Annotated in this window: 13 protein-coding genes; 7 read left to right on the top strand and 6 right to left on the bottom strand. The window is 45.0% G+C overall.

Annotated features, from left to right (window positions below; translation table 11 throughout):
• Positions 1-15: 15 nt before the first annotated feature.
• From ACWNM1_RS02930 to ACWNM1_RS02920, 3 genes are all read left to right on the top strand, one after another.
• Entirely contained in the window at positions 16-600 is a 585-nt protein-coding gene (locus ACWNM1_RS02930; RefSeq protein WP_449599749.1) for a beta-class carbonic anhydrase, read from the top strand.
• Between the two features lie 38 nt (positions 601-638).
• Positions 639-1,082: a cyanase gene (gene cynS / locus ACWNM1_RS02925; RefSeq protein WP_283910234.1), complete on the top strand. Its 444-nt coding sequence runs from the start codon at positions 639-641 to the stop codon at positions 1,080-1,082.
• A gap of 104 nt (positions 1,083-1,186) precedes the next feature.
• Entirely contained in the window at positions 1,187-2,500 is a 1,314-nt protein-coding gene (locus tag ACWNM1_RS02920; protein WP_449599747.1) for a purine/pyrimidine permease, read from the top strand.
• Between the two features lie 2 nt (positions 2,501-2,502).
• On the opposite strand, the gene ACWNM1_RS02915 is transcribed toward ACWNM1_RS02920, so the two are convergent.
• The gene (locus ACWNM1_RS02915; protein ID WP_449599745.1) at positions 2,503-3,000 is read right to left on the bottom strand and encodes a hypothetical protein; all 498 of its coding nucleotides are present in this window, start codon (positions 2,998-3,000) and stop codon (positions 2,503-2,505) included.
• Positions 3,001-3,341: 341 nt separating this feature from the next.
• Between ACWNM1_RS02915 and ACWNM1_RS02910 the strand changes: the two genes are divergently transcribed.
• Complete coding sequence (locus ACWNM1_RS02910; RefSeq protein ID WP_449599743.1) at positions 3,342-3,965, top strand: NAD(P)H-dependent oxidoreductase; 624 nt, start codon at positions 3,342-3,344, stop codon at positions 3,963-3,965.
• A 1-nt stretch (position 3,966) separates the two neighbouring features.
• On the opposite strand, the gene ACWNM1_RS02905 is transcribed toward ACWNM1_RS02910, so the two are convergent.
• The 3 genes from ACWNM1_RS02905 to lpdA are packed head-to-tail and all read right to left on the bottom strand — an operon-like array spanning position 3,967 to position 7,134.
• A complete protein-coding gene (locus ACWNM1_RS02905) occupies positions 3,967-5,127 on the bottom strand; it encodes an ABC transporter permease (protein WP_449599741.1) in 1,161 nt (386 codons plus the stop codon).
• On the bottom strand, positions 5,111-5,743 hold the full coding sequence (locus ACWNM1_RS02900) for an HlyD family efflux transporter periplasmic adaptor subunit (RefSeq protein WP_449599739.1): 633 nt from the start codon (positions 5,741-5,743) through the stop codon (positions 5,111-5,113). Before ACWNM1_RS02900 ends, ACWNM1_RS02905 begins: the two co-directional genes overlap by 17 nt.
• The gene (lpdA, locus tag ACWNM1_RS02895) at positions 5,740-7,134 is read right to left on the bottom strand and encodes a dihydrolipoyl dehydrogenase (protein WP_449599737.1); all 1,395 of its coding nucleotides are present in this window, start codon (positions 7,132-7,134) and stop codon (positions 5,740-5,742) included. The genes ACWNM1_RS02900 and lpdA overlap by 4 nt, the downstream gene beginning before the upstream one ends.
• Before the next feature lie 196 nt (positions 7,135-7,330).
• On the opposite strand from lpdA, the gene ACWNM1_RS02890 reads away from it, so the two are divergent.
• From ACWNM1_RS02890 to ACWNM1_RS02880, 3 genes are all read left to right on the top strand, one after another.
• Entirely contained in the window at positions 7,331-7,897 is a 567-nt protein-coding gene (locus ACWNM1_RS02890; protein WP_449599735.1) for a TetR/AcrR family transcriptional regulator, read from the top strand.
• 85 nt (positions 7,898-7,982) lie between these two features.
• Positions 7,983-8,975, top strand: a complete 993-nt coding sequence (locus tag ACWNM1_RS02885) for a DUF4003 family protein (protein ID WP_449599733.1) — start codon at positions 7,983-7,985, stop codon at positions 8,973-8,975.
• Positions 8,976-8,995: 20 nt separating this feature from the next.
• Positions 8,996-9,454 carry a GNAT family N-acetyltransferase gene (locus ACWNM1_RS02880; protein ID WP_449599731.1) on the top strand — a complete coding sequence of 153 codons (459 nt, stop codon included), beginning with the start codon at positions 8,996-8,998 and terminating at the stop codon, positions 9,452-9,454.
• Positions 9,455-9,568: 114 nt separating this feature from the next.
• On the opposite strand, the gene ACWNM1_RS02875 is transcribed toward ACWNM1_RS02880, so the two are convergent.
• Together ACWNM1_RS02875 and ACWNM1_RS02870 are read right to left on the bottom strand one after the other, a co-directional pair.
• Positions 9,569-12,214: an FtsX-like permease family protein gene (locus ACWNM1_RS02875; protein ID WP_449599729.1), complete on the bottom strand. Its 2,646-nt coding sequence runs from the start codon at positions 12,212-12,214 to the stop codon at positions 9,569-9,571.
• 13 nt (positions 12,215-12,227) lie between these two features.
• Positions 12,228-12,929 carry an ABC transporter ATP-binding protein gene (locus tag ACWNM1_RS02870; RefSeq protein ID WP_042184895.1) on the bottom strand — a complete coding sequence of 234 codons (702 nt, stop codon included), beginning with the start codon at positions 12,927-12,929 and terminating at the stop codon, positions 12,228-12,230.
• Positions 12,930-13,198 lie beyond the last annotated feature (269 nt).

The following is a 13,198-nucleotide window of genomic DNA, read 5'->3' as shown; positions in this document are numbered from 1 at the left end:
AAAGGAGGCCCAAGAATGCTATTACAAGAAATTTTGGAGTATAACGATCAGTTCGTAGAAGACAAGGAGTATCTACCTTATGAGGGAACGAAATTCCCTAAAAAAGGCATGGTTGTCGTAACGTGCATGGATGCGCGACTGATTGAACTGCTGCCTAAAGCCCTAAATATACACAATGGGGATGCCAAAGTCATCAAAACAGCAGGTGGAACGATTACCCATGCATTTGGAAGTATTATGCGCAGTATCGTAACGGCTGTCTACGAATTGAATGCGGAAGAAATTTATATCATCGGTCACCACAATTGTGGCATGAGTCAAAGCAACCCTGAAGGAACACTTCAAAAAATAATGGATCGCGGAGTCGCGACACCAGAAATTCTTGCTTCTCTTGAATATGCAGGAATCGATCTTCATAAATGGTTGTTCGGCTTTACGAATGTCGTGGATTCGATTAAAGGAAACATTGATCTAGTACGTAATCATCCGCTCATTCCGAAAGAGGTAGCAGTTCATGGTCTGGTGATTGCACCAGACACTGGTAAACTCGATCTGATTGTAAATGGATATGAACAAATAACAGGCCACGACAAGCACTAAGCGATACTCATTATACTAAACTAAAGGGAGCAATTAAAATGAATAGAAAAGAAGCGACACAACAGATATTGGACGCTAAATTTGCAAAAGGATTAACTTGGGGCGAAATCGCAAAGGAAAGCGAGCATTCAGAAAGCTGGGTTGTAACTGCATTGTTGGGCCAAGCGACAATGACGCGTAATGAAGCAGATAAAATGGGGAAATTGCTTGAACTCGACGAACAAGTGGTTCAAGCACTCACACAAATCCCACACCGTGGCGATGTCATCGATATGCCGCCTACAGATCCAGGACTGTATCGCCTATACGAAATGCTGCTTGTATACGGTCCAACGATTAGAGAACTTGTTTTGGAGAAGCTTGGCGAAGGTATCATGAGCGCGATCGATTTCCAATTCGACGTACAAAAGCAAGAAGATCCGAATGGTGACCGCATCATTCTGACGATGAACGGAAAGTTTTTGCCATATCGCAAATGGTAATAGATTAAGAAGCGAGCCAGCCACCTTTTAACGATTTCACATCGAAAGGTGGCTTTCATTTTCCGTATAGATTGTATAGTTAACAATAGTAAAGGTGAGTTGATATGGAGAACAAACGTGTTACCGATAGTCTCAGCACTGTACAATGGTTTATTTTTTTGCTAGCCAATGCAGTGGCTCTGCCCATTGTCATTGGAGGTATTTTTCAATTGTCGTTTGAACAAATTTCAACCTTAATGCAGCGGACATTTTTCGTTGTAGGAATCAGTTCATTTATTCAGGGATGGTTAGGACATAAATACCCTATTGCAGATGGTCCTGCGGGATCATGGGTAAGTATCTTTGTCATATTAGGCAACTTAGCCTTCATTCAAGGGCAAGATCAAATGTATACATTACAAATTCTAGAAGGAGGATTAATCGTAGCCGGGCTTGTTCTTTTTGTATTAGGAACTACAGGGCTAGTTTATAGGCTTCAATTTTTATTTACACCCTTAGTTTCGGGTTCATTTTTATTCATTCTCGCCTTGCAATTAAGCGGTGTATTAGTCAAGGGCATGCTTGGGTTACAGGGAACAAGCGCCGAACCAGATGTTATGGCAGCACTCATATCCTTTTTTATTTTTGGACTTGTTATTTTTCTCTCTATTAAAGGGAGAGGATGGATTAGTAGTTACGCCGTACTGATTGGAATCGGCTTGGGTTCGGCATTATTTGCAGCATGCGGGAAAGTGGGGCCAACATTTACAGATTCAACTTCCGTCTTGAAGTTCCCTCATATTTTTGCTTGGGGAGTACCTCAATTCGATCTAGGGATCGTGATTACCTCACTGTTGTTTACGTTTTTGTTAGTATCCAATACAATTTCTTCGATTTCCGCTGTAAAACAAGTAGTTCCGGTTTTACCGAAAGATGAAAAAACAGCATTAAGTCGAGGGATTTGGACGGGAGGGATCTCTCATATACTAGCCGCCCTATTCTCAACGATAGGAGTTGTTCCATTGCCAGCCTCGGCGGGCTTTATGAAATTAACAGGGCAAAAGCGAATCCGGCCATTTCTTATGGCCTGTATGTTACTAACGGTTATCGCGCTTATTCCGTCCGTTGTCAATGTGCTGGCGTTACTTCCAGCTCCTGTAGCCAGTGCAGCACTTCTAGCTACTTTTGTACAAATCGTAGGGATTGCATTCCAATCCTTGCTACAGGAACAGCTTGATCATCGCCGATTAACGATACTAGGAATAACGTTGTTGGTAAGCATTGGACTTATGTTTTTGCCTCCAGCGGTATTTCAGAGTCTTCCTTCCACACTTCGATATATTTGCAGTAATGGTCTGCTTGTCGGCACTATAGTGGCCATGCTTTTAGAGCAAATTTGGAAAGGTGAGAAGAAAATAAGCCACTATCAGAAATTATAAAGCTACTCAAAAGAGGTGAAAAACACGTCTTGGAGAATGGCTTTAGCTTTCTTAAGGTTGCGTGTATCCAGTTGGTTTAGCATGTTTACAATTTGACCTATTTCATCTTTTTCCATAGCGTCAATAGATTCTCCAGCATTTAATTCTTCTTCAGCAGCCGATTCCGAATGAACCCAGGATGCTTCTAAAGTATCCTCGAACGCTTGGTTCAGAAATAACAATTCATCTGTGTTATATCTCTGTAGAAACCGATTTATCCCTTTACTCATCTCCTTATGTAGTGCTTGATGCAAATCGAATATTTCTTTTCCAAGAGGTGTTGTAAGAAACAGCACTTCTTTTTTATTATCGGGGAGAAACTCCGTGCGAATAATTTGCTGCAGAACTAATTTTCTAGTAATTTTGGACACGCTACCTTTTGGAATTCCGAAATGCTTCGAAATGGTAGTGCCATTCACCGGCTCAAGCTCTCCAATCGCATCGATTACATGCAGCATCATGACTGTGGACTCTTGGAGGAAATCAATGATAAGGGGGTTACTACAGTTCTGAATCAGCCACGCCTTCTCTTCATCATCCTCCGATTGAAATCGCTTTTGTAATTGGGAATCATATCTATCAATTTTTTTATCATAATATCCTTATTAGGTAAGTTCTCGAAAGAATGCGTCACTGTTAATTCTCCTCGTAAATTCATCTTATGCTCATTTTAACAAGACACCGCTCAAAAATAAAGTTTCCCAGAAATAATATTGACAACAGGGAAACTTAAAACGTATTATTGTTTCCATAGTTAATATTTTATTTCTAGGAAACAATAAAACGAAGAGAAGGTATTTATATGAATGTCTTAATTATTTTTGATCATCCCTACGGCGCATTAGCGTCCGAGAATATCCCACATCAGCGAAGCTATTCCGCAGCCTTATTAGCCTCCGTAATGCGAGGTCTTAACACCAAAGGTCATACGATTGATCTTATCGATCTACATGCCGATGGATTTGATCCAGTCATGTCGCGCGAAGAACTTGCTGCTTGGCGACAAAAGAAAACCACCGACCCCCTAGTCGCCAATTATCAGCAGCGGCTTATGGCAGCAGATCATATCGTCTTCCTATTCCCCATTTGGTGGGAGGCCATGCCTGCTCTCACCAAAGGCTTTCTTGATAAGGTATTCGCAAAAGGTATTGTCTACGAGGAAATTAAACCTGGACGGCCCTTCAAATGCTTGCTCACGAATCTTCAAGGAGTGTCACTGCTGACCGTAATGAACACGCCCGACTTCTTTTATCGCTGGATTTTTGGCAACCCCATCACCAAAATTCTGTTTAGAGGGACCTTCCGCAAAATGGGAATACGGAAGAACCTCCATTGGTATAATTATGCCGGGATGTCAGATCGCAGCTTAGAAGAGCGGGTGAAGCATCTTAATAAAACAGAACAACGTTTTGCACGACTAGAGTAGATTAGATTACTGAAGCTGGGACTGATTTCGAGAGCTGAACCTCGGGTTTGTTCGCCTCCCTGAGCACCAGCGACCCGATGAATAAGGATACGACACCAATAATGATCAGCAGTGCTCCCAGCTCCTGACTGTAGGCTGTTAACGCCACATCCCGAAAAGCCATCCCGCGTATAAGGCGATTAAGCCAGTTCATGGGCAATGCCCAAGCGGAAATTTGAAAAAACTCCGGAAACGCTAATGGGCTCAATTGGATTCCAGTGGCAAGAAACGACGGATACAATACGAAATTAGTTCGTAAATTAACTTTGGATACGTCTTTGGCAGTATAACCAATCAACAGGCCCATCAGTGACAGAGCAAAGGCATACACAGACAGCGGAATAATAAAAAGATAAGGCTCTGCTTCAAAGCGCATTCCCCCTACCTGCTTTAATAAGCCATAACACAGAAGCAGCGAGATCGTTGATAAAACAGCGTAAGGTACACTACGAACCCAAATCTGCCAAGGAGACTTCCCGTTTGCAAAAAGTTTCCCCTCCTGCCGCAAGCGAGGGGCAATTGAACCTGCTGCGCTTGTTGTAATCATCAGCACCACAATATTCACAAATCCAATGACCATAAAGCTCACATAACTTGTGGTCGGATTAAACAACATCCGCTGCTGCAGGGACAACGGAGAAGCAAGTCCTTTAGAGGTTTCGGCATCCATCCCCTTTTGGAGGAGACGGGTCATAGAAAGAGTCATATTTTCCGTCTGGATGACTTCCTGAATCGCAGTTCGGATGCCGGTTAGACCTGATGGCATGGTGTTATCCATTAAGATGCCGAGATTCGTTGATATCCCCTGCTGCTGATGCAGCCCTAACGCTTTGGGAAGGGTGATGACCGCGACAGCCTGCTCATTTGCCAATAATGTTTTTGGATCTAAGGGGCTTGCATACACATTAGTTACTTTCATATATGGAGAAGCATTTATTTTAGAGATCAGCTGTCGTGAATACGAGCTGTGATCCTCATCAATGACTACAACATGCGATTCTCTGATTTGATTCTTCGAGAACATCAAGCCAAAAAATATAGCCGCGATAAGCGGACCAATAAAAATCAGGCGTAAATACTTACTGCCCGCCACGTACTTCCACTCGTCAATCAGTGATTTCATCGAGCTTCACCTCCGCTGTCATCCCCGGAAGCAAATCAGCATTCGCATCCATAGCTATACGGACAAGAAACATGCTTAAATCGGCTTGCCCTTTTTCACGTGACATGCGTAAGCTCGCAAATTGAGGGGCGGCTGCGATGGAAGTAACCACACCCGTCACCTCTGTTGGGTGCTCCAAATATGGAAAATGAACGCCAATACTTTGATCCACCTCTAGCTTTTGGATTTCACTTTCCTGTATGTAGAGGTCTGTATAAAAGTTGTTTTTTTGCAAAACCGCCATTGGCATTCCTAGCTGTATTGGATCTCCCGGCTTTACAACAATCCTGTTGACCGACCCGTCCTCCGGCGCGAGTACATCTGTTTCTCCTTCTTCAGCGGATTTAACCTTAAACAATACCTCTCCCTGTTTTATAGAATCACCTACAGCCACACTGACCTCTACAACTGACCCTGGACTGTTCTGATAAAATATAGTCTTTTGCTCTGCATCAAGAATCCCTTGTTTCCTGCTCTCAGCTTGACTGACAGCATCCTTTCCTTTTATAGCAAGTAGCGAACCTCCAACGATTAACGCAATCGCAATTCCTATATATAAACCTGCTTTTATCTTCATTTCCCACTCTCTCCCCTTACCATTTTTATAGCCGCATTTTCGGCAGCCTCCATAATCACTTCTCCCAATGTGGGATGAGGGTGAATGGTCATCGCCAAATCCTCTACAGTTGCTCCCATCTCAATGGCAAGGGCAAGCTCCGACACCAGTGTAGATGCTTCTACTCCAACAATTTGGGCACCCATAACGATTCCAGAGGTCGGTTCCGCTACAATTTTGACAAAACCTTCCGTTTCCCTCAAGGCCAATGCTCTCCCGTTAATCCCAAAAGAAGATTTGCCAATAACCAGCGGGATGCCTTTTGTCTTTGCTTCTGTTTCACTTAAGCCAACACTGGCCAGCTCTGGATCAGAAAAAACAACAAGCGGAATGGCTCTATAATCAACCTCGGAGGAAAGACCGGCAATGGCTTCTGCCGCAATTTTAGCTTCATAAGACGCTTTGTGAGCAAGGGCTGGACCCGACGTAATATCCCCAATTGCAAAAATATTCGGAATAGCCGTTCTGCACTGTTCATCTGTCTCAAGGAACCCCCTGCTCGTCACTGGCAAACCTATACGGTCCAGCCCTAAATCGCCGTCTGTATTTGGTTTTCTGCCGACAGTGACTAACACATATTCCGCTGTCACATGCAGCTGCTCCTGATTTTTCAAATAATGCAATGTGATGGCGTCTGCACTCTGCACTACGTTCACAGCTGTCGCTCCGGTGATCATCTTAATCCCATCAGCTTTCAGCTGCCTTCCAACAGGGCCCACAAGCTCCGCCTCAAATCCAGGCAGCACTTGATCTCCTCCCTCCAGAATCGTTACCGTTGTTCCAAATTTGGCATACATTTGCCCCAGTTCAACGCCTATATATCCACCGCCTATAACTACTAGGCTAGTTGGAACTTCACGGAGCGACAGAGCTTCTGTCGAAGATAAAACACGTCCGCCAACCGGAAAGGCTTGCAGCTCAATCGGACGTGATCCTGTGGCTAAGATGGCATTTTTAAAGGAAATGCTTTGCTCTTGTCCAGACTGACTGATAATAGCGGTATGCTCATCGACCAATCTGGCCTCCCCTTCCAAAATGCTCACACCTGCAGTCTTTAATAAATAGCCAACTCCACCTGCCTGCTTATTCACAATTCCTTGCTTGAAATCCTGAGCATTCTTAAATGACACTGCCGCATCCGCAGAGCTGAACGGTCTAAGCAACTCGTAACGATGGGATTCAGCAATTAATGCTTTGGAGGGAATACACCCCACATTAGTGCAGACCCCACCTAGCTGATTGCGTTCAACAATCGCCGTACTCATTCCAAGTTGTGAAGATCGCAGCGCCGCCACATACCCTCCCGGACCTGATCCAATGACCAACGTTTCTGCGAATTCAAGATTCCCCATCTCCTGATACCTCCTGTACCTGCTATTTTAAAATATGATGACCGTAATATATTATTACCATCATATTTTAAAACCGTCAACAACCGTGTTTATCCTTTCATAAGCAGACAGTGCTCTGATTCGTTAAATTGACAGGCTTTATTATGATGCATATAATATTTTAAAAGTAGAATCATGAAGCTATGGAGTGATTACGATGCCCTATCCCAAAGGCCATAAAATAAAAGTACGGAATACGATTGTTGAAAGTGCTGCCCAGGCTTTTCGCACCCATGGCATTCATGATGTAAGTGTTCCCTTCATTATGAAGGGAGCCGGATTGACTCACGGCGGATTTTATTCACATTTTGACAACAAAGAACAACTCGTCGCCGAAGCCTGCCGGTATGCCATTAGCGATACCATCGCACTTTTGCAGAAGGTCGCAGACCAGGAAGAGCAGAACCCCAAAATCAATGCGGTCATTGACTATTATTTAAGTCCGTATCACCGCGACAAAACGGAGATGGGCTGTATTATCCCTGCCCTTTCTGCCGAAATATCTCATTCTTCCGAAGAAGTTCGGCAAGTATTCACGCAGGAACTGGAGCGGATGATTACTTTTATCTCCGATTTGGCGGGAATTGAACCCTCCAAAGGTAGCGCACTGTTCAGCACCATGGTTGGCTCTCTAGTTCTTGCACGAACTGTAAATGACCCTGAACTGAGCGACAGCCTTCTTTCGTCAGGCAAACGGTATGCTAAAGAGCTGGTTACGATCTAAAAACAATAAACACCCCAAACAAATGAATCCAACTCAGAAATTTTTCGTAATATTATGAATTATAGATAACTGAGGGGTGTATCCAATGAACGAGCAGTATGCAGCAAGGGTTGAATTGTTCGCAGAGAACGCACAGCGGATCAAAAAGGCTTTTCCTTGGCATAATGCAATGGTTAGCCGTTTGGCGGGGTTACTGTACACAGCAGAGAATAAAAGTGCAGATGAGGATGCGATTCGTGCGAGCCACGAGCTTATTAAAGAAAATACCGGAATGTTTTCTTCGTTTAGGGGGAACTCGGCAATCAGTATTGCTACTATGCTCTCTCTTTCTGCTGACAAGGAACAACAGCTTGCAAACACACTGACCGTGTATGACTTATTGAAGGACGTCAAATTTAGAGCCTCTGATTATCTCGTCGTTGCCGCTTATCAAATTGCTGCTAATACGACAACAGATCAGTATCAGCGTACGGTAGAACGCGCAAAGATGTTTTACGATAGTATGAAAGCAAAGCACCGTTTCCTTACCGGACATGATGATTATATTTTCTCCGCCATGCTCGGCCTTTCCGATATCGACGTGGACAGCGGCATCGACCGGATGGAGGAGCTTTACACTACACTAAAGCCCGAATTTATGTCGGGGAATAGTGTGCAAGCTCTGACACAAGTACTCGTTCTTGGAAAAGAAGCTTCAGAAGCAGCGGATCGTGTACTGGCATTACGAGATGCATTTCGTGCACATGGCATCCGGTTAGATAAGGAATATACCCTTTCTTCGCTGGGCGTGCTAACTTTGCTCTCTTCCAACAATAAGGACATGGTTACGGAAGTCTCAGAGACCTTCGAATTACTGCGTACCAAAAAAGGCTTTGGCAGCTGGTCCATTGTAAAGCAGGAATTGCTACTGCTGTCAGCTGCACTGGTAGCCTTCAAATATGTAGAGGATGTGCAAAGCGGCATTGTAACCTCGATGCTTTCCACCAGCATCACTAATATTGTGATCGCACAGCAGGCTGCTCTTGCTGGGGCTGCGGCTGCTTCGGCTGCGGCTGCAGCTTCATCTTCTTCAAATTAAATGGAAATGCGAGGGAAGACATGGACTCGATACAACCAATCACCGCTAGAAATGAAGAATGTTTATACCGTCTACTGAATATTTGGGAATTATCTGTGCGGCATACCCATCTATTCCTGTCTGAACAGGACATTGATGCGTTGCGGCCACTGGTTATACAAGGGATGGAGCATATAAGTCATCTGTTTGCTTTTATAGATGACCATAACCAATCGCTTGGATTCATAGGGGTTCAGGATAACAAGATTGAAATGCTATTCGTAGAACCTGCTGCAATGGGAAAAGGCATCGGTAAATCGCTCGTAGCTTATGCTATAGAGTCACTGAATGTACACTACGTTGATGTAAATGAACAAAATCCGCAGGCCTTAGGTTTCTATGAGCATCTGGGCTTTCAAGTTTTTGAGCGTTCTGCACTGGATGAACAGGGGAATCCGTTTCCTATCTTGCATATGAAGTTACTGGTCGACTCACGTTAAACGTCGCCTCTCAAAGCCAAAGAGACCGCTTCGAGTAGCCATAACAATGGCTGTTCGAAGCGGTCCTTTGTGTTTAAGTAGGATCAATTTTTGTTTTTGGTGTGGAAGCTCCGCTTATTCTACCGATTTCAACGCTTCAATCATATGAATCCGTTTGAGCTTAATGTGCATGAAAGCCATGACTATGCCTGAGAACAGCAGTGTTAAGAGTGCAGCATACACATAGCTTGGCCACTTAATAATCGGAGCGAACATCGTCGCATCCAGCTCAGCTGTATTCAAGACGAAGCTGTGCAATATAATGCCAAGACCCGATCCGACTACAATGCCAAGTAGGCTTAGCAGCATATTCTCGCGGTAAATATACAACGTTACTTCCTTATCATAAAATCCCAATACCTTGATGGTTGATAGTTCCCTGATCCGCTCAGAGACATTAATATTGGTCAAATTGTAGAGGACGACAAAAGCCAAAGCGGCCGCTGACACAATGAGTACTAAGGTTACTACATCCATACTCTTCATGGTGTCATCAAAGGCAGTACCTACATTGCTGGAAAAGCTGACCGCAGCCACTCCCTCATTTTCCGTTAGCTTCTCGCCGAACTTGTCTTCCCACGCTTTATCGTGTGTGGTATAGTTCAGCAGTTCTGTATTGAACATCGGTTCATGTCCAAATACGGAAGAATAATACGCAGGTGTCATATACACATAGTGCATTACATAGTTCTCTGTAACCCCTATGACCTTAACCTTGAATGTCTCGTTATCCTTGTCCACCACATTCAACTGGTCGCCGGGCTCAAGCCCGTATAATTTAGCCAGCTTCTCCGAGATTATAGCGCCCTCGTCCGATAGCGTGCGTTTTTCTCCACTCACTCGATCCCGCAGCTCCACATAATCGGATATCGCATCAACAGATGCAGGGATGAACATATGTACATCCTGATCATTTACACCACTGCTGTGCGCTTTCATCGTTTCCTGTGCCACACTTAGTGATCCAGTTATAGTGGACTCGCCAGTGATCAATTGCTTGTAGGCATCCCGCGCATCAGCAGACGCATCTTCATGCAGCGCGACAAGTGCATCATATTTCATAATCGTGCCGAACTGCTGGGGGGCAATGCTGCCGATCGAGTCTTTAAGACCAAACCCGGTCAGAATCAGCGCCGTACAGCCGGCCACGCCGAACACAGTCATGAACATCCGCTGCTTGTAGCGGAATAAATTCCGTGCGGTAACCTTTTGAACAAAGCTCAGCCGTTTCCAGACAAACGTAACTCTCTCCAGTAGAATCCGCTGCCCGCTCTTTGGCGCCTTCGGACGCATTAACACAGAAGCATTGCTACGTAGCTCTACACGTGCGGCAATCCAAGCCGTCAATGTAGTGCAGATTAGCGCCACTATAATGGAAATGATGGAATATGACGGATAGAAGCTTTTGATAAGATCCGGCAGATTATAAAGCGAACTGTACGCATTATAGATAATGGTTGGAAACATGGTAAAACCGAGCGCAAGTCCCGCAACTGAAGCCGTCAAGCTGGCAAGTGTACCATAAACCAAGAATTTGGCCATAATGTCACGGTTACCGTACCCAAGCGCTTTAAGTGTCCCGATCTGCAAACGATGCTCCTCGACCATTCGAGTCATAGTCGTCAAGCTGACCAGCGCAGCAATCAGGAAAAAGAATACCGGGAAAGCACTTGCAATTGCCGACAATCGATCAGCGTTGTCTTTATATTCGGCATATCCCGGATTGGCACTACGGTCAGTGACATAGACCTTCGGAAGCCCTAGTTCTGCAAGCTTTTGCTCCCCTGCAGCTAGTTCCTCCTTGGCAGAGACCAGCCCATCAGCAATGGCTTTCATGTTTGCAGCTTGTCCCTGCTGCACCACTTCTGGCTGGCGCTTTAAATCGGCGAGCTGCTTCTCGGCGGCGGCCACTTTGCCTCGTCCACTGGACAGCTCTTTCTCACCTTCCGCGCGCATCTCCGCAAGCCGAGCTTCCGGCACACTGGACATCGCCTGCTCTACTGACTTGGTATGCTGTTCGATCAATCCCTCATACTCTGGTAAATAAGCCTTCACTCCGGTTGTATCCTTGAAGGATAGATAGGCTTCCGTATAGACCGGGAGCTGGAAATCTGACTCCGGGATCGCTGCGAATGCGTCCGCCGTCCCTTTACCAATTCCGCTGGTACCCCGGGTACTCTTCTCTATAAATTGAGGACTTCGCACAAAGCCCACTACGGTATAATTGAGTGTCTCGAAGTTCTTCGACAATTCCTCATCCGTTCCGGCTCCGCTAAACGTTATTTTGTCGCCCAGCGCATACTTTCCAGCCAGCTTGTCATCCAATACAATTTCTCCGGAATCCTCTGGAAGACGTCCTTCAATCATACTGTACTGGTTAAGCGGTTTATCTGAATGGTAAGAATGGACTTTGAGTATCAAAGCATTATCGCCGCTGAACACATCTGCGCTGTAACCCGGCTGGACTTCATCGATCCCAGGTACATCGCTCAGCAGTTCGATATTATCTTCGGTCAGACCATAGTTGGTCTGCACCTTCAGATCCATTAGTCTCGTCTCTTGGTAAAAGGTTCCGGCTGTATCCAGCATATCTGGACCGGCTGACTTGATGCCAGAAAAGAAACTAACGCCCAGCATAATGATTGCAAAAATCGAAATAAACCGGGCCTTAGTGTGCCTAATTTCACGAAAAATATCTTTCCATAACGCGCGCTTTTTCATAGATGCCTTCTCCTTACCATTCGATATCTTCAACGGATACTGGCGAAGGATTGGTTACCATCTTCCGTACCTTAGCATTGTTAATCTCAATAACCCGGTCTGCCATTGGCGCAATCGCCAAATTATGCGTGATTACAATGACCGTAGTGCCTGTGTTACGGCAGGTATCCTGAAGCAGCTTAAGTACTTGCTTACCAGTATTGTAGTCTAGCGCACCTGTTGGCTCATCGCAGAGGAGCAGCTTCGGCTGTTTAGCTAGCGCTCTGGCGATAGCGACACGTTGCTGCTCACCACCAGACAGCTGAGCCGGAAAGTTATCCAGCCGCGCTCCCAGTCCCACATCCTCCAGCACCTTACGCGCATCTAGTGCACGCGGGGAAATCTGAGAAGCAAGCTCAACATTCTCCAGTGTGGTAAGATTCGGCACTAAGTTATAGAACTGGAACACAAAACCCACGTCATTGCGGCGGTAGCCCGTCAACTCCTTGGCACTGAACTTGGCAATGTCCGTACCGTCCACAATGACCTGGCCTTCGTCCGCAGAATCCATCCCGCCAAGAATATTAAGCACCGTCGATTTGCCCGCACCGCTGGGGCCGACAATCACTGCAAACTCACCTTTATTTATCTCAAAATCAATTCCGTCGTTGGCAACGATCACACTTTCACCCATTTTGTAACGCTTGTACTCATTTTTGACAGCAACAAAGCTCATTTTCCATCCTCCTGTCTCTATCCAAACCAAGCCTAATCCCTTTACATTGTTTCAGTTTATCATAATTAGAACGCCCAAGCCCGAATGGCAAACCCTCATTACTCAAGGATAAATTCACATCATTAATAAGTTCATTTTTTTGTAACAATAATGTAACAAGGAAATTTTACCGTAAACGATACTTAGTCAATTGATAATGTTATAATCACTTTGTTTTATTCACTCTTTTCAGGCAAGAGTGAAAGAACAAGAACAATCAGAAACAGGTG

The sequence above is a fragment of the Paenibacillus sp. Marseille-Q9583 genome, from assembly GCF_976954365.1.
This window is presented reverse-complemented; position numbering and strand designations above follow the sequence as displayed.

What these genes read in the sequence shown, in the direction of transcription:
- ACWNM1_RS02870 (WP_042184895.1), bottom strand. Translation starts at nt 12,929, where the DNA reads ATGAGCTTTGTTGCTGTCAAAAATGAGTACAAGCGTTACAAAATGGGT.
- ACWNM1_RS02930 (WP_449599749.1), top strand. Translation starts at nt 16, where the DNA reads ATGCTATTACAAGAAATTTTGGAGTATAACGATCAGTTCGTAGAAGAC.
- ACWNM1_RS02915 (WP_449599745.1), bottom strand. Translation starts at nt 3,000, where the DNA reads ATGATGCTGCATGTAATCGATGCGATTGGAGAGCTTGAGCCGGTGAAT.
- ACWNM1_RS02885 (WP_449599733.1), top strand. Translation starts at nt 7,983, where the DNA reads ATGAACGAGCAGTATGCAGCAAGGGTTGAATTGTTCGCAGAGAACGCA.
- ACWNM1_RS02890 (WP_449599735.1), top strand. Translation starts at nt 7,331, where the DNA reads ATGCCCTATCCCAAAGGCCATAAAATAAAAGTACGGAATACGATTGTT.
- ACWNM1_RS02900 (WP_449599739.1), bottom strand. Translation starts at nt 5,743, where the DNA reads ATGAAGATAAAAGCAGGTTTATATATAGGAATTGCGATTGCGTTAATC.
- ACWNM1_RS02880 (WP_449599731.1), top strand. Translation starts at nt 8,996, where the DNA reads ATGGACTCGATACAACCAATCACCGCTAGAAATGAAGAATGTTTATAC.
- lpdA (WP_449599737.1), bottom strand. Translation starts at nt 7,134, where the DNA reads ATGGGGAATCTTGAATTCGCAGAAACGTTGGTCATTGGATCAGGTCCG.
- ACWNM1_RS02905 (WP_449599741.1), bottom strand. Translation starts at nt 5,127, where the DNA reads ATGAAATCACTGATTGACGAGTGGAAGTACGTGGCGGGCAGTAAGTAT.
- ACWNM1_RS02910 (WP_449599743.1), top strand. Translation starts at nt 3,342, where the DNA reads ATGAATGTCTTAATTATTTTTGATCATCCCTACGGCGCATTAGCGTCC.
- ACWNM1_RS02920 (WP_449599747.1), top strand. Translation starts at nt 1,187, where the DNA reads ATGGAGAACAAACGTGTTACCGATAGTCTCAGCACTGTACAATGGTTT.
- ACWNM1_RS02875 (WP_449599729.1), bottom strand. Translation starts at nt 12,214, where the DNA reads ATGAAAAAGCGCGCGTTATGGAAAGATATTTTTCGTGAAATTAGGCAC.
- cynS (WP_283910234.1), top strand. Translation starts at nt 639, where the DNA reads ATGAATAGAAAAGAAGCGACACAACAGATATTGGACGCTAAATTTGCA.